At 58.7% G+C, this 24,177-nt stretch carries 21 protein-coding genes; 13 read left to right on the forward strand and 8 right to left on the reverse strand.

The features are described 5' to 3' along the window. The first annotated feature begins 50 nt into the window (after positions 1–50). The 5 genes from ACZY1G_RS11740 to ACZY1G_RS11760 all read left to right on the forward strand — a co-directional run bounded on the left by ACZY1G_RS11740 (position 51) and on the right by ACZY1G_RS11760 (position 5,961). Positions 51–1,433, forward strand: coding sequence for a right-handed parallel beta-helix repeat-containing protein (locus ACZY1G_RS11740; protein ID WP_463822461.1), 1,383 nt, complete (start codon positions 51–53; stop codon positions 1,431–1,433). 456 nt (positions 1,434–1,889) lie between these two features. After that, positions 1,890–2,690, forward strand: a complete 801-nt coding sequence (locus ACZY1G_RS11745) for a glycosyltransferase family 4 protein (protein ID WP_463822615.1) — start codon at positions 1,890–1,892, stop codon at positions 2,688–2,690. Positions 2,691–2,768: 78 nt separating this feature from the next. Continuing rightward, positions 2,769–3,719: an NAD-dependent epimerase/dehydratase family protein gene (locus ACZY1G_RS11750; RefSeq protein ID WP_463822462.1), complete on the forward strand. Its 951-nt coding sequence runs from the start codon at positions 2,769–2,771 to the stop codon at positions 3,717–3,719. A gap of 50 nt (positions 3,720–3,769) precedes the next feature. Beyond that, a complete protein-coding gene (locus ACZY1G_RS11755; RefSeq protein ID WP_463822463.1) occupies positions 3,770–5,068 on the forward strand; it encodes an O-antigen ligase family protein in 1,299 nt (432 codons plus the stop codon). Between the two features lie 14 nt (positions 5,069–5,082). Beyond that, entirely contained in the window at positions 5,083–5,961 is an 879-nt protein-coding gene (locus ACZY1G_RS11760; protein ID WP_463822464.1) for a glycosyltransferase family 2 protein, read from the forward strand. Between the two features lie 832 nt (positions 5,962–6,793). Here ACZY1G_RS11760 and ACZY1G_RS11765 read toward each other — a convergent pair. The 6 genes from ACZY1G_RS11765 to ACZY1G_RS11790 form a co-directional block, all read right to left on the reverse strand. Beyond that, positions 6,794–7,447, reverse strand: a complete 654-nt coding sequence (locus tag ACZY1G_RS11765; RefSeq protein ID WP_463822465.1) for a hypothetical protein — start codon at positions 7,445–7,447, stop codon at positions 6,794–6,796. A gap of 128 nt (positions 7,448–7,575) precedes the next feature. Further along, positions 7,576–9,015, reverse strand: a complete 1,440-nt coding sequence (locus tag ACZY1G_RS11770; RefSeq protein WP_463822466.1) for a lipopolysaccharide biosynthesis protein — start codon at positions 9,013–9,015, stop codon at positions 7,576–7,578. 156 nt (positions 9,016–9,171) lie between these two features. Then, positions 9,172–10,425: a glycosyltransferase family 4 protein gene (locus ACZY1G_RS11775; protein WP_463822467.1), complete on the reverse strand. Its 1,254-nt coding sequence runs from the start codon at positions 10,423–10,425 to the stop codon at positions 9,172–9,174. Further along, on the reverse strand, positions 10,416–11,726 hold the full coding sequence (locus tag ACZY1G_RS11780; RefSeq protein ID WP_463822468.1) for a nucleotide sugar dehydrogenase: 1,311 nt from the start codon (positions 11,724–11,726) through the stop codon (positions 10,416–10,418). The genes ACZY1G_RS11775 and ACZY1G_RS11780 overlap by 10 nt, the downstream gene beginning before the upstream one ends. 173 nt (positions 11,727–11,899) lie before the next feature. Further along, positions 11,900–13,315, reverse strand: coding sequence for a hypothetical protein (locus tag ACZY1G_RS11785; RefSeq protein ID WP_463822469.1), 1,416 nt, complete (start codon positions 13,313–13,315; stop codon positions 11,900–11,902). 98 nt (positions 13,316–13,413) lie between these two features. Beyond that, complete coding sequence (locus ACZY1G_RS11790; protein ID WP_463822616.1) at positions 13,414–14,739, reverse strand: UDP-glucose dehydrogenase family protein; 1,326 nt, start codon at positions 14,737–14,739, stop codon at positions 13,414–13,416. A gap of 419 nt (positions 14,740–15,158) precedes the next feature. On the opposite strand from ACZY1G_RS11790, the gene ACZY1G_RS11795 reads away from it, so the two are divergent. The 4 genes from ACZY1G_RS11795 (at position 15,159) to ACZY1G_RS11810 (ending at position 18,809) form a co-directional block, all read left to right on the forward strand. Further along, a complete protein-coding gene (locus ACZY1G_RS11795; RefSeq protein WP_463822470.1) occupies positions 15,159–15,629 on the forward strand; it encodes an arsenate reductase/protein-tyrosine-phosphatase family protein in 471 nt (156 codons plus the stop codon). A gap of 192 nt (positions 15,630–15,821) precedes the next feature. Next, entirely contained in the window at positions 15,822–17,318 is a 1,497-nt protein-coding gene (locus ACZY1G_RS11800; RefSeq protein ID WP_463822471.1) for a sugar transferase, read from the forward strand. A 336-nt stretch (positions 17,319–17,654) separates the two neighbouring features. Further along, positions 17,655–18,173 (forward strand): PH domain-containing protein, encoded by a 519-nt coding sequence (locus ACZY1G_RS11805; protein WP_463822472.1) that lies wholly within the window; start codon positions 17,655–17,657, stop codon positions 18,171–18,173. A gap of 42 nt (positions 18,174–18,215) precedes the next feature. Next, complete coding sequence (locus ACZY1G_RS11810) at positions 18,216–18,809, forward strand: YdcF family protein (RefSeq protein ID WP_463822473.1); 594 nt, start codon at positions 18,216–18,218, stop codon at positions 18,807–18,809. Here ACZY1G_RS11810 and ACZY1G_RS11815 read toward each other — a convergent pair. Both ACZY1G_RS11815 and ACZY1G_RS11820 read right to left on the reverse strand, forming a co-directional pair. Continuing rightward, positions 18,802–19,173 carry a hypothetical protein gene (locus ACZY1G_RS11815; RefSeq protein ID WP_463822474.1) on the reverse strand — a complete coding sequence of 124 codons (372 nt, stop codon included), beginning with the start codon at positions 19,171–19,173 and terminating at the stop codon, positions 18,802–18,804. The two genes, ACZY1G_RS11810 and ACZY1G_RS11815, sit on opposite strands and share 8 nt — an antisense overlap. Next, entirely contained in the window at positions 19,170–19,538 is a 369-nt protein-coding gene (locus ACZY1G_RS11820; protein WP_463822475.1) for a chromosome condensation protein CrcB, read from the reverse strand. Before ACZY1G_RS11820 ends, ACZY1G_RS11815 begins: the two co-directional genes overlap by 4 nt. 124 nt (positions 19,539–19,662) lie before the next feature. On the opposite strand from ACZY1G_RS11820, the gene ACZY1G_RS11825 reads away from it, so the two are divergent. The 4 genes from ACZY1G_RS11825 (at position 19,663) to ACZY1G_RS11840 (ending at position 24,173) form a co-directional block, all read left to right on the forward strand. Then, complete coding sequence (locus ACZY1G_RS11825) at positions 19,663–20,382, forward strand: GAF domain-containing protein (RefSeq protein ID WP_463822476.1); 720 nt, start codon at positions 19,663–19,665, stop codon at positions 20,380–20,382. Positions 20,383–20,513: 131 nt separating this feature from the next. Beyond that, a complete protein-coding gene (locus tag ACZY1G_RS11830; RefSeq protein WP_463822477.1) occupies positions 20,514–22,049 on the forward strand; it encodes a sugar transferase in 1,536 nt (511 codons plus the stop codon). A gap of 79 nt (positions 22,050–22,128) precedes the next feature. Continuing rightward, positions 22,129–22,782, forward strand: a complete 654-nt coding sequence (locus ACZY1G_RS11835) for an undecaprenyl diphosphate synthase family protein (protein WP_463822478.1) — start codon at positions 22,129–22,131, stop codon at positions 22,780–22,782. A 2-nt stretch (positions 22,783–22,784) separates the two neighbouring features. Beyond that, positions 22,785–24,173 (forward strand): FAD-dependent oxidoreductase, encoded by a 1,389-nt coding sequence (locus tag ACZY1G_RS11840; RefSeq protein WP_463822479.1) that lies wholly within the window; start codon positions 22,785–22,787, stop codon positions 24,171–24,173. Positions 24,174–24,177: the final 4 nt, after the last annotated feature.

Here is a 24,177-nt window from a genome sequence, read left to right on the forward strand (position 1 = left end):
CTAGAGCGCACCTCGCTTCATTTGCTATCACAGATATCCAGAAGACCTCGGTGAAGGACTACGGAGCGCCGCGTCTTAACCCGAAGATTGACCGTCGGGCTCTGTTGCTAGCCCTCTGCGTTGCTGGCGGACCGCTGATCAATCTGTTTCGAGACTCCCGCGCAAATGCTCAACCGCCAGATGAGGCGTTGGACGGAAGCGTGAAAGCCTTTGGCGCGGTTGGCGATGGCCTAAAAGACGATGCAGCTGCGTTTCAGAGGGCGGCCGACGAAAATTTAAAGCTTGTGATTCCGCGTGGAGTCTTCCGCCTTGATTCATCAGTTCGGCTTCGCGCTGGGCAATCCGTCGAATTCAACCGGCATGCCGTTGTCAGAGCTGGTCGTGTAATGAACTCTCCTCTTTTTTGCGCCGATGGCACAGATGGCGTGTGTATCGTCGGAAACGGCGCGACTATCGACTTAAACAAAAACGTTGACCGTGCTTTGCGTATTAGTGGCACGCGACGACGCCCTGTATCCGACTGTGTAGTTTCTGGGTTGAGGGTAGTCGGAAGAGGTGTCACCGCAGACTCGCGCAAGGCTACTTCAGCAGTTGAGTTCCGCTACATGATCGGCCTTCAAGCTACAGACCTAGAGGTCATCGGATATGGACACCTGAATGATCGCGAGTCAGAGCAGGGGTATTCGGTCGGACTTTTTTTCTGTACGAGTTCGCGACTAAGTGGCCTGACTGTATCCAAAGGAAATGTTGGCCTTGAGGTCTACAGATGTCGAGAGCTGAAAATCTCAGACTTTCAAATTAGAGATTGCATTGATAACGGCGTATACATACTCTCCGGTTCATCGGCCATCTCGCTCTCTAATGGCAGCGTCGATCGATGCGAAGAAGGCGTCGTAATCAGGTCAAATGATGTAACGCTCAGTGGCTTGGAGGTCACAAACTGCACGAATAAGGGTGTTACGTTGCGCGTCGGGCGCCGTGGCCGAATCGAGAATTGCCGTTTCGCGACCAATCGCGTTCATATCGGTGATGACCGTGAGGGCACGCCAACTAGGGACCTAAAGATCTTCGATACCGTGTTCCGCGATGCAGGAGAATATGCCATCAGCCTTATAGCTACGACGCAGTCTGAATTCGCCAGACTAGACATCGAAGATCGGACTGCTACATCTTCAGAGGGAGTTGTAAGACTCGTCAACGCCGAGCAGTGCACGATTCGCGACAGCTCCTTTAAGGGGGCTGGCGAGAGTATGCCTATTTTAATGAGGCTCTCGCATCGAGTCACAGACTCGGTTGTGACGAACAACATATTCTCGGGTGCCAACACTGCTATTGATTTGCATGCAGTAGAAGGCTTGGCGCCTAACACCGCGACGGTGCGGAAGAATCAATTCGTAGGAATAGCGAATCCGGTCAGGCAGTCAGTTGGGTAGCGCCGCGTTGTAAAAAGTTGGTTAGGCCAGTTAGATGAGGGCAGTAATCTTTTCTAGGAAGGGGGGTTAGAGGTGAAGCAGCAGACGAAAAGTTCCGAGCTGGCCCGCAACGACACCGGCCCCAATCAGATTGACAGGTTGATCGTCCATCAATTCGATGCAGCGAGGCCGTCGCCGGGCGGGATTGATACGTGTCTCCGCGGGATAGTGCGTTACATACCTGAGGGCAGTCGTTTCGCGTTCATCGGAGTCGACGCCGGCGCCGATGTCCCCGGACGTCGCCTTGGTAGGTGGGAGCGGCACGGGACTGCCGGTAGAGAAGTTTGGTTCATGCCCGTCACACGTCTTGATCCGGGTAATCAGAACAGACGCCTTCCGCACTCATTTCGGTTGGTGCTCGGCGTACTCCGCTTCTACAGGCGCATGCCGAAAGCTGTTTGGCTTCAAGCGCATCGAATGGACACGGCATGGGCTCTTCGCCATCTTTTGGGAAAGAGACTTGCCTACTTCGTGCACACGCAGGAGAACGGTTTGACAGGTCGGTCCTCAGATTCGTTCTGGCGAGCCGCTTCGTCCTTGCATCAACGATTGGAGCGACGCGTCGTTACCAAAGCGGCGCAGGTCGTGGTGTTTAACGAAGAGTACGCTCGCACGGTCGGCCGCTGGAATTCGTTGACACACTCTTCACCGACATGGTTTGACCCGGCGCTTATCAGCTCGGATGAGTCTTGTGACCGAGAGGGACACGCAGTAATTTGGGTTGGACGCCTGGAGGTTCCTAAAGACCCACTACTCGGACTTGAGGCGTTCAGAACGCTTGTAGAGCGCCGCCCCGCCGAGCCGTGGCGTATGCACCTTGTCGGTTCCGGAACGCTCGACTCAAATGTGGCGGAGCGCGTAGGGGCATTTCCCGACGATGTACGGTCGAGGATTACGCTGCATGGACGCACTACTCCCGAGCGAGTCGCGAATTTGATGGCGCAGTCTGGAGTGTTTCTAATGACTTCTCATGCCGGCTACGAGGGTTACCCGCGTGTGCTTGTGGAAGCCCTCGCATCTGGTTTGCCTGCGGTAGTCACCGATGGCGCAGACACAGGCAGGCTCGTGCAAACCGGTGAGAACGGCTATGTCACATCGCGTGATGTTTGCGAAATCGCGGAACGCCTCGCTAGCGCGTTCCAACTGTCGCGAGGCTGCGCACGCGCTAGTGTTCAGCAATTAAGCGCCCCGGAGGTAATCGCATCAATTTACAATTGATCTTCGTATAATACATAATCGGGGGCGACGCTTGATGGGATACGGGACTACTATGACGAGCCGGAATGAAGGATTTCGATGAAGTGTTTGGTAACCGGTGCGGCTGGATTCGTCGGAAGCAACCTTTGCTCGGCACTTCTGCGAGATGGACACTCCGTCGTAGGGGTGGACAGTTTCACTGATTATTACGAGCCCTCGATCAAGCGAAAGAATATAACTCCCTTTCTAGGAAACCCTAGCTTTAAGCTGCTTGAAGGCGACCTCAATCACCTCGACATCGAAGCGCTGATCCAAGACGTAGACGTCGTATTCCATCAAGCGGGTCAGCCGGGAGTAAGAAAGTCGTGGGGCGCAGACTTCGATCTCTATATTGATGCGAATATCCGTGCCACTCAACGATTGCTCGAAGCAGCAAGGAACAGTCCATCCTTGCAACGTCTCGTCTACGCGTCATCGTCGTCCGTCTACGGGGAGGCGGAGCGTTACCCTACATCGGAAGGGGACACTCCAAAACCAGTTAGTCCTTACGGTGTAACGAAGCTGGCCGCCGAGCATCTTTGTACCCTTTACGCCCGTAACTTCTCCGTGCCGACCGTGTCGCTGAGGTACTTCACCGTGTACGGGCCACGCCAGAGAACTGACATGGCCTTTACCCGTTTCCTCAGATCGGCGGTTCTCGGCGAAACGATCACGGTTTACGGCGACGGCAACCAGCTGCGCGATTTCACGTTTATTGACGACGTGGTCCGCGCAAATATAATCAGCGCGACGTCAGACGTAGAGTCAGGTCGCGTTTACAACGTCGCTGGCGGTTCGACCGTATCCGTACGGGATGTTTTGGCGATCATTGAGGGTCTCGTCGGAGATATTAAGGTCGAGAATACAAGCCGAGTCGCAGGGGACGTCTTCCAAACTGGTGGCAGCACGGCGCTTATTCAGTCGGAGTTGGGATGGGCTGCAACAGTCCCGATCAAGGACGGTCTGGCGAAGCAGCTCGAGTGGGTACGTACTGAGATCGCTGGCGGCTGATCGATGGAACCTGCTAGACGACTTGGAACCAATCCTTCGAAGACGATGTGATGACCTCTGTTGCCCTCATTCCCCTGGGCTTGGTAACCGCATTGATGGGGATTGCGTCCGTCGCGGTACTTCCTCGGGCAGTATTTCTGGCGCTTCTCGTCATCATTCGTAGTGCGTGCGACATTGGAAATACTTCGTCGCTTGGCCCCCTGCTTCCAAACACGCTTATTTCGGGATTAGTCGGTGTTGCCGCCTTACTAGCACTTATCTTTCCGACGCAGGGTCAGGTGAGCGAACGTCTGAAAGCATGCGCCGCCCTAGTGGTAGCTGCTATTGCGCTTTGGACTCTGATCGCTTGTTTCAACTTTGGCTTCAGCGCGGAATTTCTGAACGAGTTCATTCGCGCAGCTTCCTTCGTGGCGGTGCTCGTGCTCGCGTATCGCCTCGGGGTCGACGCAGGTGTCGACTTGGCGAAGTGGATAAACTGGCTAGTAGGTCTACCGGCTGTGTTCCTCATTGCGGGCTACGTTGTTGGGCTGAAGCCGGCACTCAACACGGTCGGTCGGGCGACGGGCTCTTTCAGTCAAGCCAACCAGGCTGCAGCGTACTTCGCCGTCGGCGCTATCGCATGTCTCTGGGGATACTGGGTGTCGCGTGTTAGGACGTCGTTGATAGTCGCCCTGCTCAGTCTGATCGCGATCATGCTCACCCAAAGCCTTGGTGCGCTTGCGGCCGTCGGATGCGGTGCCTGCCTATTTTTAGCGCTGAATGCCAACATTTCTGGAGCCCGCCGTTTTCTTCTGATCATATTTGGGCTAGGCGTCGTGATGGTGCTATTCATAACAATCGGTGCATCGAGTCGAATTGCCGACCTTGAGAATGCAAATTACAGCGATCAAGAAAGCGACAATAGCCTCGACTGGCGATTCTCCAACTGGCAGGCACTTCTGTCTATATGGTGGTCACGCGCCCCGCTTCTAGGACTGGGGTTCGGCTCGACGGGCGGTGAGGTTCGGCCCTTGGGTCAATTGCCACACAGCATATTCGTGCAGCTCCTCGTAGAAATGGGCGTTATCGGTTCTTTGGTAGCCCTGTACCTCTTGACGATTCTCTTTAAATCGATCCATCGGCGCTACGCGCGGAACCCTGTGACGGCAGCGGCTGTTTTTGCCATCGTTGCTACGATCCTCATCCACGGCATGGCTGCAAACTGGTTGAACTACAGCGCGGCGCAGTACCTGGCGCTTTTCACAATTGGAGCAATGATGGGTCTCACGCGGTCTGCTGCGCAGACGGAAGAAGGAACCGCCGCCGCGGGGATGCCGAGTAGACCGATTGTCGCGGGGAAGAGGCATTGAATTCAATGACCGCCATGGACGTCGTTGTCACCTGCATCATCCCGACTCACGAACGCCCCGAACTGCTCCGCGAGTCGCTCCTATCCGTCGCGCGGCAGTCCACTGCTTTCGCGTACGAGGTGTTTGTCGTAGATGATGCCCAATCCAGTCAGACTGAAGAAGCGGTTTCGCGGATTCGCGAAGAAATGGTCGGCATTTCACTTCAATACTTTCCTCGAAGCGGGACCAGCGGAGCCTGCGCTTCACGCAACTACGCCGTGCCGAAGGCAAGGGGTAGGTTTCTTGCCTTTCTCGATGATGATGACCTATGGCGTCCTTCGTTCCTGCAGGATGCAGTGAGTGCCTTACTGGAGACTAACGCAGATATGGCGGTCACCTGGCTGAGCGTGTTGGAGTTAAATGGTGAGGTTGCGCCATTGTTGCGAATCCCCCCAGGTCTTAGCGCCACCGATGCGGTCTCGCGAAATGCTGGCTTTACGGGTTCAAATTTTGTCATCAAGCGGGATGTGTTTGAGAAGATCGACGGGTTCGATCCATCTCTCGCGGTCTCAAATGATAAGGACTTTCTAGTTCGGTTCTTATTATCGGGCTCCAGCTATGTCGTGGTCCCTGAATACCTAGCCGTACACCGACGCCATCTGGGGCCTCAGTTAACGGCGGGCAACGAACGTCGAGCTGCTGGCGTCGAGGCGTATCTGGCGAAGCATCGCGCGTTGCTCTCGCGTCGCGGTCGACGCTATCTCAAAAAGCGTGTGCACCGAATTCGGCTTCGCACGGCCAAAGGTCGGGGTGAGAGAATGCTCCACGCTCTGGGATTTCTCGCAAATCTCTCAGTCTATGATCTTGGGTCGAAGTGGCGCAGGCGCGACGGTCGCTATTCCGACATCAGATAGAGTCCCTCAACGTACCCATAGTGTACCTCGGTGTGTTATTCCGCTCGCCTAACGAAGACTGCACATGCGACCTCGTACGGTCGCCGCAAGTGCCTATAGTTTTCGCGGAGCATCCTCCGCTTGCCTGCGTTGACGGTTCCACGTCCAAGTAGATAGACGTCACGAGCTATCAAGATTGGCTTATGACGGACTTTCCTTAAGTAGCTTCCACAAGGAATGACCTCGCCCATGCGCAGATCGAATCCCCATCTATTCATAATCTCAGCCAGCTGCGTTACGTCTGGCCGGAAGTCATTATCGATCGGATCAGGATGATAGGGAAACTTGTGCGGAACCGACATGAATAATAGCCCGCCTGGTGGGCAAATCTCGCTCAACGCCGAACATACTGCTTCGACGTCCGCGACGTGCTCAAGCATATTGTTGCACATAACGGAACGTACGCCGAGTCCGCGAAGCTGCTCTTGAACGCGTGAATCGAGAATATCCCCTTCGATGTCAACGCCATTGTCTTTCTTGAGATCCGAGTGAATTACGCGTACATGTCTCGCCGCTAAGGGGGCAAAAAGTTCTCGGTCGATATGCGGTTTGGTCACCGTACGAAACTCCTCGGTGGAACTGCCGAGGTTGAGTATGGGCGATAATTCTTCAACTGCCGTCGAGCTCATTGCTCGACCCATCCAACGGGCTTCATCAGGCAACATCAGCTTATTCCAATCCGTGCGGCGACTCGAGTGGTGAGGTTGCACACGCAACGTGCGCGGGTAGCGAAGTATTGGCTCATGTCGACTAGCGCCGCCGAAACTTTGGGCGATCCCGTTCCGTCGAACTCTTAATCGACTATCGATTCATAGGATCGAATCGCGGCTTCGATATCGGCCATGGCTCTTGTTTCGACCGACCTGAAGATGCCCATCCTTCCGACGCAGTGGTCTAGCACGCCGAAAGTCTCGATAATATTATATTCGGGCCGGCCTTTGTAATCGTCAACAACCAGCGTCCAATCTGATCGGTCCGACAGCAGTTTGAGAGCTTTCAAGGCGCATGCGACCCTGAAACGCCCATCCACCAGCACGAGATCGGGTGGCAGCTGCGCGACAGCTGGTAGAGGGGGATCGGAGTAACGTGCGAATTTGTTGCTTCGCTCGCGGTCGACTTTCCCGACCGGACGTCCCCATGGTCCGGTCGATCCGATGTCGGCAAACCAGAAGGTTTGTGTTTCTGGTCTCGAATACCCGTCATTAGCGATCTTTTCCTGCACAGCCTTCAAGAAGTATCTATCGGAGTCAACAGTCACGAAGTCGACTCCGTGTTTCGCTGCCGCGTAGGTCGAGCCGCCCGCGCCGAATTCGAGGTATGCGCGCGCAGAAGTCAGCTGTTGCATGAACCACTCAGTGGTTTCCGCGGAATCAAACCATGGCTGGTCGGGAATGTCGAATCCACGAATGCGCTGGCGATATAAGAACTTGAGTTGCCTTACGTTCATATCCCCCCAAATCTGTTCCGGCTGCAGTTTGTGATAACAACTATCTCATCAGTCGGACGGCGGTTGAATCATACAGTGCTTTAGATGGTCTCGCTGTCGCCTGTTGGTCCTCCACAGCTTTCTGGAACTCACTCACTCAAAGTGTCCCGGCCACGCAGTAATCCTATTATCACCATGAGGCTGCGGCGAGCCAGTACGGCAGTGGCCGCTGTATATACACCGCCGACACCAAAGCAAATGACGGCGAGCTGTGCGGGAGCAGGTGCCGTCGACACGAAGCCTGAGCAAGCTGCGCCGGCCGCCGAGGATATGACACCGGCGAGGACCAGGGGGCCGGCTCTTATCATGAGCGGAGCCAACGCCAGGTGAAGGCGGCGTCGAGCATAGGTGAGGTACACAACCAAGTGCAGGAAGTAGGCGATGGTGAAGCCGGCGGCGACACCCGCGGCACCGTGGGTTGCATTTCCGACGAGCATGGCGGCGGCCGTGATTGCTGTTGTTCCGATGCCGATGAATAGCTGTGCTCGAGTTCTTCCCACTGCCTGGAACACATATCCCAACGGGCGAATAATGAGTTGCGGAAGTATTGATATCCCGAGAAGTTGCAGGTACGGGGTTGCCGATGCCCATTGACTGCCGAGAAGGGTGACGATTAATGGCTCGGACGCTACAGCTAATACAGACACGATCGGGATGCCTAAAAAAACAGAAACAACGGTGTAATTGGTCCACGTCCGCATCGCGCGCTTCAAATCGTTCTGCTGGCGGGCGATCGTGGGAAGCAGGACCCTTGCGATGGCACCCGCAACAAGGCTGACTGGCAGCAACATCAGCGAATAAGCCCGGCTATATAATCCGAGAATGTCTGTACCGGCCGTGCGGCCGATTATCACATTATCGAGGTTGCGCGACCAAAAGTTGATAACGTTGAAACCGAGAAGATGGCGAGCGTATCGCCATGCGTCAGCAAGCGCTTGACGGTCAAGGCTGAGGCCCGGCAGCCACCTAGTCGTCGCGAAATACAACAAAACTTGCACCGCTAAACCAAATAACCGAGCGACCACGATCGAGTAGGCGCCATATCCGCCGAGGGCTAATGGGATTGCCAACGCTTGACTTGCGAACATGGTCGAGATATCGATCATAGCGATAGCCCGAAATCGATATTCACGCTGAAGTAGACCTAGGTGCGTCGCACCTACGCTTATGACGAAGCCGACGGAACTCAGGGCAATGAGCGGTTGCAGTGTTTCGTTCCGAAATAGCGCCGATATGGGGGACGACAGCAAGGCGATGACAATACTAACTGCCGCGCCGAGGCCGGCGTTCACCCAAAAGACGGTTGACAGCTGTTTTTGATCGACAGTGTCGATATGGACAACGTATGAGCTGATGCCTGAGTTGAGCAACAGGGTGGCGAATTCGGTGATCGTTGCGACAAGTGCCACCGCTCCGAAATCCGCCGGTGTGAGAATCCGACCGAGAACGAGCAGTCCGACGAACTGTAAAAGCTGGGGTCCGAATATCGCGGCCGCTGACCAACCAAGCCGGCCGCGCGCGTCAGCCACCTTGCCTCACAGATCGAGGAAATCGCCCGCCCTGCGAGGGCCAATTTGGCCAAAGTAACGCTAACGTTGTGCTCATTGACTCGACTGCCCTAGGAACATTGTCACTGGCAGCCAATCTCGCGGGAAGGCTGGGATGTACTTGGCAACCCGAATGCGTCAAGGCAGCGAAGTGGCACGTCGATCAAATTGATCGCCGGCTACCGCCCGATACGCCGCGAGTAGTTTCGGCTCCTCGTACTGCCACGCGAGCTCGTCCTCAACCCTACGCCGTCCGGCCTCGCCCATGCGTTTCCGCAAGTCAGGATCGTCTAGAAGCTGCGCGATCTTCAAGGCCAGATCGACTGGGTCGTTTTTTGCCGCATAGAGCGACGACTCACCCGCGGAAAATCGCCCCTCGGCGAGGTCGAATTGAACGATCGGCTTACCCAGCGCCATGTATTCCATAATCTTATTCATCGTAGATTTATCATTCATTTCATTGGCGACATCCGGATTCACGCATACGTCGGCGGTATTGAGAACGTCAAGTAGTTCCGCGTCCGAAACGCGGCCCGTGAACGTAAAGTACTCCGCGACTTTCTGTTCCGCCGCATACTCTTTCAACTCGTCAAAGGATGTCCCGCCGCCGACAAGTCCGAAATGAATATCGCGGCGGTTCATTGAATAGATCAGATGATGGGCGGCCTGGATGAGGAGCTCTATTCCCTCCTGCTTGCCCATCACGCCGACGTAACCCACTAGGTATTGTCGTCCTCGCCGCAAAGCTGGCTTAGCCGGACCGATCTGCAGGCGTTCCAGCATTGGACCGCTCCGAACGACGAAAACACGCTCTGGCGACATTCCCCCCCGTTCAATCGCTATCTGGCGATAAGACTCATTGGTCGCAATAGAGATGTCTGCCGTGCGGAATGTTGCTCGTTCCAGCCAAATCATCAATTTCCAAAAGAAGTCGCGACGACCAAATTTGGCTTCGTAAAGCTCGGGATTGATATCATGGTGGTCAAATACAAATCTGCATCCCGAGGTCATCTTGAAGAACCCGGCAACCACAAACAGCAAATCCGGGGGATTGCACGCGTGCACAACATCAAACCCGCGCTCGCGGCGCACCGCAAATGCCAGCCGAAAGCTGTTCCATATTGCAGAAGAGTATTCTCGGAGGTACCCGAAGGCGCCGGCTCCCTCGGCCGCAAGATTATATCGGTAGATGTGTATGCCGTCGATTGTCTCTCGCAGACCTTCGTAGCCTTTGCCGGTCGGGCAGATGATGCTGACTTGCCAACCATCCCTAAGAAGTGATTTTGCTTCCTGCCAGACCCTTCGATCAAACGGAGCCGGAAGATTTTCGATAATAATCAGGAGTCGGCGCGAGCGGAGAGCGCGGGAGCGCTGCGACCTTTTCACCAACATATTCCCTCGTACATGCCGTCGCTGCGGGCATCGGCAATACGTACTAGGTCAATGATGATCTGATCGCTTCTCCGGCTTTCGACTACCGACTTGAATTCGGCGTCGCCGTTCCCGATGATAACAACATCGGCAAACCCCATCACCTCTTCTACCGAGTCAACCATCAGTCGGGATATATGAGGAATGTGATTCAGGATGAAGTCTCGATTGGCCCCGGTGAGCGCGGCCATTCTTACGTTGGTATCGAATAAGCGGAGTTCGTATCCCTTTCCGAGCAGCCGTTCAACGACCTCGACGATTGGTGATTCCCGCAGGTCGTCAGTTCCAGCCTTGAAGGCGAAACCTAAAATACCGACCTTGTGCCGCCCCCTATTAACGACCATGGCCAACGCTCGGTCGACTTGCCGTTGATTAGACGGGAGTATCGAGTTTAACAGCGGCACGTCGAGATCGAGATTCCGCGCCTTGTAGGTCAGCGCGCGCACATCCTTAGGTAAGCAGGACCCGCCAAAAGCGAAGCCCGGACGCATGTAACTATCCGAAAGATTAAGCTTCGTGTCTTGACAGAAAATCTCCATGACCTGGCGTCCATCGATGTTGGCGGCTTTCGATATAGTGCCGATCTCGTTGGCGAAGGCAACCTTCAACGCATGCCACGTGTTGTCGGCGTACTTGACCATTTCAGCAGTTTCGATGGATGTGCAAATCAGAGGTGCGTCCATCTCGCGGTACAGCGAAACCACGGCGGCACCAGATTTTTTGTCCATCTGTCCAACAACGGTCTTTGGCGGGTGGTAAAAATCCCAGACTGCGGAACCTTCTCGCAGGAATTCTGGGTTGATGCACACCCCAAATTCATCGCCCGCGCGCTTTGACGAGAACTCCTCCAGTGTGGGAATCACGACTTCGCGCATGCTGCCAGGCAGCATCGTCGATCGGACCACGATCACATGGTATGAGGGCTTCCCGCGAAGTGCTGAACCGATCTCCTCGCACACGCGCCGGACGTAACGCAGATCCAGATTGCCATTAATTTGGCTCGGTGTTCCCACGCAAACAAGGGACATATCGGTCGCTGCAACGGCCGCCGCTACATCTGATGTTGCAAACAAACTTCTTGTCTCGACAGCTTTGCGCAGCATTTCGCCGATCTCGGCTTCGATGATAGGGGAAATACCGTCATTAATCAGGTTGACCTTCGTCTCATTCGGATCGACGCCAATCACTTGATGTCCGTCGGCGGCGAAGCAACCGGCTGACACTGCTCCGACGTAGCCGAGGCCAAAAATACTAATACGCATGTGCTTCCTACCCTCCACAATGCAGACCGGAGACCGGTGCGGACAGTCGCTTGGCCTGATGGCAGCGGACGCTTCGATGCTTGATCAACGACATGCAGCCGTCTCGCAAAGGTCGATACCGAACTTTCGTACGTTTATGTCGAGCCTCAAGCCCAATACCACCCGCGTTGTCCTTAGCATTTTGTTGGCCAGACAGGTTTATAGAGATGGTACGTTCTTGTGTCATTTGCTGCGCTCGCGCCTTCCCTGCGGACGTCGTAAGTGCGCAGTGTCTCGAGACGCTCGAATCTCGGATATATGGACTGTAGTTCGTCCTCGGTCTCGCTTAAAAACAGAAACGTCGCTTTGCGCTCGCACACGTAAGTCCACAGCGCGTCTTCACCGCGTTCGAGGTACGGAAAAACCTCGGGGGAGACCAAGCCGAAGGTGTCGAGAACCCGACGGTCAGAAAAATAACCAAGGGCACCGATTTGATTCGCTGCTATGAGGTCATCGGTGCGAGATATGGATCGAACGTATTCCGCCGCCTCGATCATGGCTGGGTCCATGCCCAATGGCCACTTCGTGACGTACCACGAGTACTTCGCCTGCACACCAACTACTAGGACAACGGTCGCCATCGCCGCCACTGCGGCTGTTTTGCGGTATCGCTGCCAGACAATGGCAAGTGCGCCCACCCCCACAAGGAGATAACAGGGAAGCGCAAACATCATGTAGCGACCGGCGACTGGAGCGCCGCCTGCGAGGTAGAACAGTGGCAGGACAACCGCCCACGCGACTGGCAGCGCCCATGGTGTCCAAGTTGTGCGTAACGACTGGGCGGCCACCGCCCTCAGTCGTGGCACGGTCGCTATAGCCAACAATGCAATTGCTTGGAGAGCCCAAAAGCTGCCGAAGTAAAACACGATCTTCTCGACTGTCAGTAGGTAGTTCGAACTGATCTTGGCTGTGACCGTGTTCGGAATTAAGGTATGAAAGGAACTCGATGCGTAAAGAATCCACGGCAGCGAGATCGCGCCATATGCGATCGACATGACCACGAGGTTTTGGGCGCGCTTCTGCCGTTCCAGCAGCAAGTTATCAGCGGCGATTAGGATGCAAAAGAGCAGCATCTCGGGTCGGCATAACGCAGCCAATCCTGCAAAAATTGGTGTGATGAAGTTTACGGATCCTGTGTTGCGGAATTTGGCTTGAGTATACAGGGCCGCTACGAGAAGTAATAGAGTAAAAACATTCTCCAGGCCGCTCATCGCCCATCTGACAAACCATGGGTCGATAATGAGAAGGAGTGTTGCGAACCATGCGGTTGGACCCGGGTTAAGGTATCTATTCGCTAAAGCGAGGAAAGCGGGAACGAGTAGGATTACGCACACCCAGTTAAGAACATGCGCGGACGTCGGTATCTCAAGTCCTAAACGGCTGAACCCCGCAACAATAAAAACCCACAACGGAGCGGTTGAGCCGTAAGTAGGCTCATTAGGGTTAAAGGCGAAGCCGCTTCCGTCCGCAAGGTTTTTTGCGAACCGGAAAGAGATATATGCGTCGTCTCCTGCGAAATGACGGTATGGCCACAAAACTGCAATCGCCACTAATACTAAGAGTATGCCGGGCACGACGCGGCGAAATATCTGTGCACGACCTTGGTGCGCGGCGTCTATATCGAATCTAGTGGTGCCCGCCATCTTTATTACGGCTTTCCTATGCCCCGGTACGTCCACCCAGCATTGCGCCAGTCCGTCGGTTTAAGGCAGTTGCGGCCGTCGATGATCGTCTTTTGGCGAACTACTCCCTCCAGGTCGGATGGCGCTAGCGCGAGGAACTCTTTCCACTCAGTCAGTATTAGCACCATGTCAGCACCCTCGCAGGCGGCGGATGCATCGGACGCGTATACAAGAGTGGGGAAAAGTTGTCGAGCATTCTGCATTGCCTCAGGATCGAACACGCTGACGGCTGCGCCTTGCAGCTGAATTTGTCCCGCGATGTTCAGAGCAGGCGAATCGCGAACGTCGTCGGAGTCGGGTTTGAATGCAGCGCCAAGTACCGCTACGCGTGCGCCAATGAACGAACCTCCCGCCGCCTCCCGCGCCATCTCCACCATTTTGTTGCGTCGCCGCATGTTGATGCTGTCCACTTCTCGCAAGAGTGCGAAAGCCTGTCCAGCGCCGAGTTCTCCGGCCATTGCAATGAAGGCGCGGATGTCCTTCGGCAAGCACCCACCGCCGAAACCGATGCCGGCGTTGAGAAATCTGCGCCCGATTCGGGCGTCGTAACCGATTGCGTCAGCGAGGACTGAGACGTCAGCGCCGGTGGCCTCGCATACTTCGGCGATTGCGTTGATGAAGGAGATTTTGGTGGCTAAGAACGCGTTCGCAGAGGTCTTCACAAGCTCGGCAGTTGGGAGATCCGTAACTAGAAAGGGTGTACCGGCGTCGAGCAGCGGCGCGTAAACCTCACGGGCTACTGCTTCTGCATGACCAGGATTCTGGCGGTCTACGCCGAGGACGATGCGGTCGGGACTAATCGTGTCGCGGACCGCGTAACCTTCGCGTAGAAACTCAGGGTTCCAGGCCAATTCTGATCCCGCCGCGGGTGACAATGTTCGCAGCCGAGCGCCGAGTCGATGGGCAGTTCCAGCCGGCACGGTGGACTTGCCGAAGATGACCGCGGGTCGTTGCAGAAGAGGACCCAGCATCTCGATGACTCCGTCTACATAACGCAGATCCGCGGCCAATTCACCGGGCTTTTGCGGCGTTCCCACAGCGATAAAATGGATGTCCGCGAAGTCTGCAGCCTCTTGGTAGGACGAACTGAACCGAAGGCGTCCTTGGTCGATGTTCCTACGAAGTAGCTCCGGAAGCTCAGGCTCATAGAACGGAAGTTCTCCTGCCGAAAGTTTTGAGAGTTTCGCCTCGTCGATATCAACGCCGACGACCTCGTGGCCCAACTCTGCCATGCACGCTGCATGCGTGGCGCCCAGGTAGCCCGTGCCAAAAACCGCTATTCGGCAGCCCACTGAATCCCCCTCCGATTGGCTCCGTCCGGACATCGTAGCCGTCCGTTACCGATATGCGCTCTGTGTGAGAGCTAGGCGGCTGCGCGGCCCTCGGCTAGTGCCGACGGGCCACGGTTGTGAGGTTAACTCCTGTTCCGGCGCTAAAGTCCTGGTCTGCCGATCCTGTTAAACGACAACAGAATTGAGAGGCTGCGGGTGCCGCAACGCGCTGGGGTTCGCTGTCGATGATGGAGTAACGATTCGCCATTGATCCTGAAGTAAGCTCTGCGTAGCTTGCGGGTGATTGGACGGCTCCGGTACTCGCAAAATTTGATACCCGAAATCGGGACCCCGGCTCGGAGTCTCGGAGGTAAGGAGCACTTCTGCACATCCTGTTTGTATGCACCGGTAATATCTGCCGATCACCCAGCGCCGAACGCTTGCTGGCCGCTTGCGCGCAGCAGCAGGGTGGCGGAAACCTGGTCGCGTCGAGCGCAGGCACACGAGCGGTAGTTGGCCACCCAATGCACCCCAGTGCGGCTCTTGTGCTGGAAGGACTCGGCGGCGATTCGTCGGGATTTGAGGCGCGTCAACTGACGCCGCGGGTCGCGGCGGGCGCCGACCTGGTGTTGACCATGACTCAAGCGCACCGAGACGCCGTTCTTGAACAATCCCCGGGTCTTCTGCGACGCACCTTTATGCTGGCGGAAGCTTCGCATCTTGCTCGGAGGCAGGAAGTTGCGAGCATCTACGATTTTCATACTTCGCGCGCCTTCGTAGGACGAGAGCATCCGCGAGACATCGCAGATCCGATTGGGCAAGATGTCGGTGTTTTCCAAGACGTAGGCAAGACGATCGCGGACCTGCTGCTGCCATTGGTCGAGTTCTTGTTGATGCACGATCTTACATAGGGCCGGTCATGCACGACTCCCACAACACAGTGGCGCCGGCCGACCAGGGCCATTGCTACGGGGAGATTAATAAGACCTGCTGACGCAGGTCGTCGAGCTGATGTTGCCGAGCGAACCCGCACATTGTGTTGAGAAGTAGCTAAAGAGTGGGATAAAGTTCCTGCGCAAGGGGGAAAACATGCGGGGGGTAAAGTGACGGCGGTTGGTGATCGGCTTGATGTTGCAGCAAACATTGTCCCGATTCCGACGAAGATGCCGGCGTGGCAGCGTGGGTATGCCCGGCGGCTTGTTTTCGTTGATGTCGTAGGTGTTCTGGGGGCGGTCGGACTTGCGCAGTGGCTGCGCTTCGGAGCTCTCACCGGGGATGTCTCCACGTCGAGTTTTAAGAATCTCGACTACGCACTGGTGTCGATCGCTATCGCGGTGGCGTGGATCGCTGCACTCGCCATCAATCATTCGCGTTCAACCCGGGTTATAGGGTCCGGCGCCGAAGAGTACCGGCGCGTACTGCTGGCTACACTCGCCGTCTTTGGCGGCGTCGCGATCATCTCGATGCTTTTCAAACTCGAGATTGCACGCGGCTACCTGATGATCGCCTTACCGGTTGGAATTATCATCCTGACCCTTTTTCGGTGGGTTGCTCGACAGGTTGTTGTGCGAGTGCGGCAGAAGTACGGGCGCTGCATCACCCGGGTGCTAGTGGTAGGTAGCGCGTCGGCCGTACGTGACCTGACGACTTCTCTGCATCGCGAATCCCGCTCGGAGTACGAGGTCGTCGGCGCCTGCATTCCCGGCCCGTTGCCACGGAAGAAGATCGATGTTCCTGGCGTCGGCTCCATCCCGACTTTCGGCGACGAGAGCAACGTGGTCGGGGCGGTAACCGCGACTAACAGCCATGCTGTCGCCGTGACCGCTACAGAGCGTCTTGACGGTCGCGGTATTCGAGATCTGTCGTGGGAACTCGAAAAGCTCGACATCGATCTGCTCGTGGCGCCCGGCGTCGTCGACATCGCCGGCCCTCGGCTGCAGATGCGACCGGTCGCGGGTCTTCCGTTGATCCATGTCGAGAAGCCGCAGTATCACGGCGCCAAGCGGTTCCAGAAGCGACTCTTCGATGTTCTGTTCTCCGGTTCGGTGTTGTTGTTCGGCCTTCCGATCCTTCTGGCGGTCGGGTTGGCCGTGAAGCTGACTAGCAAGGGGCCGATCTTCTATCGCCAGGAGCGCATCGGCCTCGACGGTCACCCCTTCGAGATGATCAAGTTCCGCACCATGGTTGTCGATGCGGACAAGATGGTCGACAAGCTCGCCGCGATGAATGAGAGCGAAGGCGGGGTGCTGTTCAAGATTCGCGACGATCCGCGCGTGACACGCGTCGGTCGCATTCTTCGGAAGTACAGCATCGACGAGCTGCCTCAATTCATCAACGTGCTCAAGCGAGATATGAGCGTGGTCGGCCCGCGCCCGCCGCTCGCGAACGAAGTGACGACCTACGACGACTATGCCAGGCGGCGCCTGCTCGTTCGGCCGGGCATCACGGGCCTCTGGCAGGTCAGTGGCCGGTCCGACTTGTCTTGGGAAGACTCTGTTCGTCTCGACCTTTTCTACGTCGAGAACTGGTCGATGATTTCGGACCTCATCATCGCGATCAAGACCGTCAAGGCCATGCTCGGGCATTCTGGGGCGTACTGACCACACCTGGCGGACGCGGAAACGCTGCATCAGATCAGCGGTTGAGCCAGCGTCCGAGTATGCGGTCGAACCAGCCCTGAATAGTGCTGTCCGCCAACTGGTATCGAGGGCACTCGCATTTCGAGCAATCAGTCCCTGCGCGGTAGTGCTCATGGGCAAAACCGTCGTGGCCGCACCTACACATTTCCCCCGACATCGACATGAACATACGCCTCTGTGTCCTTGCGGTCAGCAAATACTGAGAACTTCCTGAGCGTGTCGCTACTCCTGCCTTTTCGACCGCGAGAAGCGCGCCATTGATCCGCCAAAACACCCTTCACTGAGTACAGTCCTCCCGTGGGCTATCCAGAGAACGTGCTGGCCAGAGACGAACAGGTCGTCCTGCATCGCCATCCGCACTGGGGGCGTCTTCTCGTGCCGGCACTTGTGCTCATCCTGGCGAGTGCCGCCGCCGCGTTCATTGCCGGCTACGTCAATTCCCTTACATGGGAGCCGAGTGCCAAGAGGATTGTCTTCCTCGTCATCGCGGCCGTCTGGCTCATCCTCATCGGCTGGCTCTCGGTGTGGCCGTTCCTCAACTGGTGGACCACCCATTTCGTCATCACCGACCGGCGCGTCATGTATCGCCATGGCCTGATCACTCGCTCCGGGATCGACATCCCGCTCGCCCGCATCAACAGCGTCGAGTTCCGGCACGGTCTCCTCGACCGGATCCTGCGCACCGGCACGCTGATCATCGAGTCCGCATCCCAGGATCCCCTGGAGTTCCAGGACATTCCGCAGGTCGAGCGCGTTCACTCGCTGCTCTACCACGAGGTGTTCGACACCCTCGGCTCGGAGGAATCCCCGAGCTGACCCGGACTGCACGTCGGGCGCCCCTGCAATACCGTGCACGGCATGGGGGAGAGGCGACGCTCCGGCGTACGAGCAGGACCTCTTCCGGCTGCCGTCTACGCCCTGATCGCGGTGCTCTTCCTCAATGGCGTGACTGGCACGCTGTTCTTCGCCCATGCCCGCCCAGACCCTCTCGCCAAAGCCGACGCCATCGTCGTCCTTGGCGGCGAACACGACGGTCGCGAAGCCTACGGACTGAAACTCGCCCAGCAGGGTTACGCGCCCACCGTGCTGATGTCCGACCCCTACGGACCCCGTGACCCGGTGATGAAGCGCTACTGCCGGCGCCAGGCCGACATCGAAGTCATCTGCCGACCCCCCGTGCCGGGCACCACCCGCGGTGAGGCACTGATGACTCGCGCCCTCGCCGAGCAGCGCGGCTGGCGTTCGGTGATCGTCATCAGCTGGCGCTACCACCTGCCCCGCGCCCGGCGGATCTTCGACACCTGCTTCGCGGCGCCCGGCCGCTCCGTGATCATGCGCGATGTGCCCCGCACCTACCCGTTCTCGGTCGCGCAGTGGCAGTACACGTTCCTCTATCAGTACGGCGGCTTCGTCAAGGCCGAGGTCCAGGGCTCCTGCAATTCGCCTACGTGAGCTTGCGGTACAGCGTTGCGCCACCACGCACCGAGAGATAACCCAGGAGAGCGAACGTCACCCCGACTGCGCAGTACATCGCCACCTTCTTGCCGGCCGACACCGTGCTGCGCACCGGTACGTCCCCACCCACCCACATCGGTGACGCCAACGCGAAGGCGACCATACTCGCCGCCGAACCCAGCGCGCCGTACCCCAGCACTGCCGTCACCTTCGACGAAACATGTAGTGCCGACATCATTCCCGCCAGGCCGCACACCACCGCCGTCGCCGTCACCAACCGCGCGGAGGACGGCTGGCGGAGTAGCAGCGCGCCGATCGTCGACCCCACCGCACCGCCGAGTGCGACCAACACCCACGTCATCGCGCCGCCACTCGCGCGGCCAGCAATCCGCACAGCAGACCGGCCAGTGCGGCCGCCGGCACGCCGATCAGAAACGCGATCGAGAGTCTCGGCGGCTGGCTGATGGTCAGCACCGACCATGCGCTGAGACTCGCTGCGCTGGCACATATTCCGAACAGCCCGGCCCGCACCGTCGACATCGTCCCGCTCGCGACGATGAATCCCGCCACCGCGAATGCGAGTGCCGCAGTCACGGTCGTCGACACCCACAGTTGCTTCGGCAGCGGCCACGCCGTCGCCGTCGCGTACCGCACCAGCGCACCGGCGGTGCCGCCCACAGCGAGGGCGACCACATGAGAGCGGTCGGAGGCATGGCGGCCGGGCATGCGTCCCAGGCTATGCGGCGGGAAGAACATCGTTGCGGTGAGCGAATGTGACGTTGCCATGGCGTGCTGGCAGCTTTCAGGTGCTTCGGCATCCGCTGACGCCGATGTCAGATACCGTTGTATGGTGACCGGCTCCCTGAAGCGTTTTGACGAGTGGCTGAACCGAGAGCTCGAGCAGTGTGCGCGCGATGCCGGTGAAGACGTCAACACCTACGTTGCCCGCGCGGTGGCGTCGAAAATGGTGGCCGATCGGCGTCTGGCCGACGGCCAGGCCGTCGAGCAGATCATGGAGCACCTCTCGGAATCGGGTGTGTTCGCCGGTACCGATATGCCGAGTGTGTCCACGGTGATCGCCGACCCCGACCGCTTGCGGGCGCTCTACGCCACCGGGCTGCTGGATTCGCCGCCCGAGGAGCTCTACGACCGGATCACCCGGGCGGCGGCCGATGCGCTGGATGCTCCGCACGCGTTGGTGTCGTTGGTGGACGTCGACCGGCAATTTTTCAAAAGCGCCGCCGGGATGGATCTCTCCACGCCGGAGGAACGACAGACGCCACTGGAGCGCTCAATGTGCCAGTACGCCGTGGCAAATGGCCAAGCGCTCGTACTCGAGGATGCCCGGCTCGACCCGGTGTTCAAGAACCATCCCGCCGTGCAAGACGGCACCGTCGTCGCCTACCTCGGCATCCCACTGATGGATCACGATGGCAATTCCATCGGCACGCTGTGTGTTTATGACGACAAGCCGCGCCTGTGGGGCACCGGCCACGTGCAGGTGCTCAGCGACCTGGCCGGCATCGCTTCAGAACGTATCTTCGGGCCGGGCAACGGCCACACGTACTGAGCCCAGTTATCCCAGACGCCACTGTGAGCTGTTACACGGCGGCAAATGCCATTACGTGATGGCAAATAGACTGCGCGCGGCTCTCAGCACACATACAGTGAGACTCTCAGGAGGCGTTTCGGGGGTCCCTCATGCAGTTCGGCACGAAACAGGCGATACAGACGCCGAGCGCTCGTCCGACGACCCCTCTGCTGCGCGCCCTCCCCCCGCCTTTGGTTGTCGCCAAACCCACTGTGCGGCAGCGCGTCCTCGAGTATGTGCGTAACGAGGGCGGCCATGTAGCACTCACCGTGTCCCTAGACGTGTGGGCCGCGTTTTGGGCGGTCCAGCTGGCGCATTGGGCGCTTGACCGCAACGATGCGCTGGGCGTCTTGCCGTATACGTGGCTGTTCATTCCGTTCATGGTCGTGCTCATGGCCGGCAGGTCGCTTTACAAACGCAAGCTCGGTGATCGGTTCCTCGACGAGTTCGAACCGGTCGAAACGTCGGTCGCCGTGGCGGCGCTTCTGGCACTCGCGATCATCATGTACGCCGTGCCAGCCTTCACGCCCGGCACAGTGGTTCCCGAGTACATCCGCCCTAGCGACGTGATGGTGCACATCTGGATGTACGCCGCCGTACTGGTTCCGGCAGTCCGCTTCTGTCGATCCCTGGCGCAGCGCTATCTCAGGCGCAAGTACCGCTTTGGCAAGAAGACGATCATCATCGGCGCGGGGCCCATCGCCCACCAACTGATCACGCGGATGCGGCAGGTGCCCGACTACGGCCTGCGTCCCGTGGGCATCATCGACGATTCACGCCCGGCGAACATCGAGGCCGAGGGCATGCCGTATCTGGGCACCACCGACAATCTCGAGCGCGCCGTCGTCCAGACCGGTGCGGAGAAGCTGATCATCGCTCACTCGGCGGTGCCCGACGAGAGACTCGCGGCGCTGGCCCAGCGCGCGCACCACCTAGGGATGAAGGTCCGGGTGGTGCCTCGCATGATGGACGTCGTCGGCGTCGGAGCCAGCATCGAGCACATGGGCGGCATCCCGTTGATGACGCTCTCGCACGCCGACCCGACCGGGTGGCAGTTCGCCGTCAAGCATGCGCTGGACCGCTCGCTCGCCGCGATCGGCTTGGTCATGATCTCGCCGGTGTTCCTGACGCTCATCCTCCTCGTCCGGCTCAGCTCACCCGGGCCGATCTTCTTCGGGCAGGATCGAATTGGCCGTGACGGCAAGGTGTTCCAGTGCCTGAAGTTCCGCAGCATGCGACCTGCGGATCCCACCGCCGCAGCGTTCACCGTCAAGGACGGGGCGGCGCCCGGTGGTGTCGAGGGCGAGGACAGGCGCACCTGGATCGGCAAGATCATGCGCAAGACCTCCATGGACGAACTCCCGCAACTGCTCAACGTGGTCAAGGGCGAGATGAGCCTGGTGGGTCCGCGTCCCGAACGCCCCGAATTCGTCGAGCTGTTCGAGATGCAAATCCGCCGCTACGGCGACCGGCACCGCGTCAAGGCCGGCATGACCGGCTGGGCGCAGGTGCACGGTCTGCGTGGACAGACCTCCATCGCCGACCGCGCCGAATTCGACAACTTCTACATCGAGAACTGGTCGATCCTGCTCGACATGAAGATCCTGGTGCTGACTGTGCTCGCCGTGCTCAAGAGCGCCGAATAGTGTTTCCGCCATTCGAATTCGCAACGGCACGTTCTGTAATAGTCTTTGCTGGGGGAGAGAAGCAAAGGTTGGGGGAGGTGTGGAACACGGGCCGAACCACGTCGGACTGATACCCGATGGGTTGCGACGTTGGGCCAAGGCTCACGGAACCACGCTGGCCGATGCTTACCTACGCGGGGCGCATCAGGTCGTCGACATCCTGCTGAGCCTGCAGAGTCACGGCGTTCAGACCGTCACCGTCTACAACCTCAGCCGAGCGAACCTCGGGCGCACCGACGAGGAACTGGACGCGGTGTATCAGGCGTCGCTGCAGTTCCTCACCACGCTGATCCCGGCGGCATTCGATGCGAACGCCTGCAGCCTGCGCCTGCACGGGGACCGAAAAGCGTTGCCCGACAACTATGTCGCTGCCGCCCACGATCTCGAGGTCGCGATGATCGGCACCGAGTTCCGCATCAACCTGCTCGCCGCCTACGACGCGTACGACGAACTGCGTGACGCGCAGCAGCGCGCCCAGCAGACCGGTAGCGACATCGCCTCGTGCTTCGAGATCGGCGACGTCGACCTCGTCATCCGCACCACCGCCGAACCGTTACTGAGCGGATTCCTGCCGCTGCAAAGCCAATACGCGCAGCTCTACTTCCTCACCACACCGCTCAACGATCTGACGATGGACCACGTCAGCGAGCTCATCGCGCGCTATCGCGGCGTCCCGCAACTGCGGGGGCGCTGACCATGACGCGACACCCCCTGATCATCGGCGCGGGACCGGCCGGTCTGTCCGCCGGACTGGAACTCCTGCGGCGGGGCGTCACGCCGACGATCCTGGAATCCTCCGGCGGGGTCGGCGGATTGGCCCGCACCCACACCGACGGGGACTGGCGCATCGACCCCGGTGGGCACCGCTTCTTCACCCGCAGCGAGGAAGTGTCGGAGATCTGGCGCTCCCTGCTCCCGGAAGACCAGTGGTTGGTGGTGCCCCGCAGCTCGGCCATGCTGGTGCACGACCGCTTCGTGCGCTACCCGCTGATGGGGCGCGACCTCCTCCGGCAACTCAGCCTCCGCGACGGCGTGTACGGGGCCGGCAGTTACGCCTGGGCCCGGCTCCGCCGGCAGGCGCAGATCGAGCCGCGGCAGACAAGTTTCAAAGAGTGGGGCCGGATGGAGTTCGGCCGCCGCTGGTACGAGCTGTTCTTCGACGGTTACGTTCGCAAGACCTGGCTCGCCGACCCCGAGAACATCGCCAGCGACTGGGCCAACCAGCGCATCAAGCCGATCGGGTGGCGGCTCTCGTCCCACGAGAAGACCGCCGATCAGGACGTCTTCCGCTACCCCCGCCACGGACCCGGACAGGTGTGGGACGCCGCCGCGGATCAACTACGTGCCGGCGGAGCCGACCTGCGCCTCAACGCGATGGTCACGCGCGCCACGTACCGCCGCGGTACGTGGACCTTGACGACGGACCGCGGCGACGTCGTCACCGGGGACGCGCTGTTCTCCAGCATGCCGCTGCGCACCCTCGTGAACGCGCTCCGGCCGGCTCCACCGGAATACATCCAGACCGTGGCGTCGAACCTGCGGCACCGGTCCCTGATCACCGTGGCGGTCGCGCTGTCACGGAACTACGACATTCCCTACAACTGGGTGTACACCCCCGGCCCCAACTTTCACGCCGGCCGCATCCAGAACTACCGACGCTGGTCGCAGGATCTGGTCCCGAAAGGCTGGAACGGCACGTTCCTCGGGTTCGAGTACTTCCTGCTGCCCGACCAGGATCTGTGGCTCGCTGACGCCCACAGCCTCAGCACCATCGTGGAGCACGACCTGGCACAGCTGGGCTTCGCCAAACCGGAGATCGAGAAGGTGATGATCACCCGGTCCAAGTTCGCCTACCCCATCCACGACCCGGTCCGCGACCGCAGCGTGGTGCGCATTCGCGACTATCTGCGCGAGTACTACCCGACGCTGCACCCCGTCGGGCGCAACGGCATGCATCACTACGACAACCAGGACCACGCGATGCTCAGCGCGATCCGCAGCGTGGGCAAGAGCTTCGGGGAGAACGTCGACCCCTGGCAGGTCAACACGGACCTGAGCTACCACGAGCAGGGGCTGCGCCGCTGAGAAG

Source organism: Mycobacterium sp. IDUB_5 (assembly GCF_055419565.1).

What these genes read in the sequence shown, in the direction of transcription:
- ACZY1G_RS11840 (WP_463822479.1), top strand. Translation starts at nt 22,785, where the DNA reads ATGACGCGACACCCCCTGATCATCGGCGCGGGACCGGCCGGTCTGTCC.
- ACZY1G_RS11780 (WP_463822468.1), bottom strand. Translation starts at nt 11,726, where the DNA reads ATGCGTATTAGTATTTTTGGCCTCGGCTACGTCGGAGCAGTGTCAGCC.
- ACZY1G_RS11765 (WP_463822465.1), bottom strand. Translation starts at nt 7,447, where the DNA reads ATGAACGTAAGGCAACTCAAGTTCTTATATCGCCAGCGCATTCGTGGA.
- ACZY1G_RS11760 (WP_463822464.1), top strand. Translation starts at nt 5,083, where the DNA reads ATGGACGTCGTTGTCACCTGCATCATCCCGACTCACGAACGCCCCGAA.
- ACZY1G_RS11745 (WP_463822615.1), top strand. Translation starts at nt 1,890, where the DNA reads ATGGACACGGCATGGGCTCTTCGCCATCTTTTGGGAAAGAGACTTGCC.
- ACZY1G_RS11815 (WP_463822474.1), bottom strand. Translation starts at nt 19,173, where the DNA reads ATGACGTGGGTGTTGGTCGCACTCGGCGGTGCGGTGGGGTCGACGATC.
- ACZY1G_RS11750 (WP_463822462.1), top strand. Translation starts at nt 2,769, where the DNA reads ATGAAGTGTTTGGTAACCGGTGCGGCTGGATTCGTCGGAAGCAACCTT.
- ACZY1G_RS11755 (WP_463822463.1), top strand. Translation starts at nt 3,770, where the DNA reads ATGACCTCTGTTGCCCTCATTCCCCTGGGCTTGGTAACCGCATTGATG.
- ACZY1G_RS11830 (WP_463822477.1), top strand. Translation starts at nt 20,514, where the DNA reads ATGCAGTTCGGCACGAAACAGGCGATACAGACGCCGAGCGCTCGTCCG.
- ACZY1G_RS11820 (WP_463822475.1), bottom strand. Translation starts at nt 19,538, where the DNA reads ATGCCCGGCCGCCATGCCTCCGACCGCTCTCATGTGGTCGCCCTCGCT.
- ACZY1G_RS11810 (WP_463822473.1), top strand. Translation starts at nt 18,216, where the DNA reads ATGGGGGAGAGGCGACGCTCCGGCGTACGAGCAGGACCTCTTCCGGCT.
- ACZY1G_RS11775 (WP_463822467.1), bottom strand. Translation starts at nt 10,425, where the DNA reads ATGTTGGTGAAAAGGTCGCAGCGCTCCCGCGCTCTCCGCTCGCGCCGA.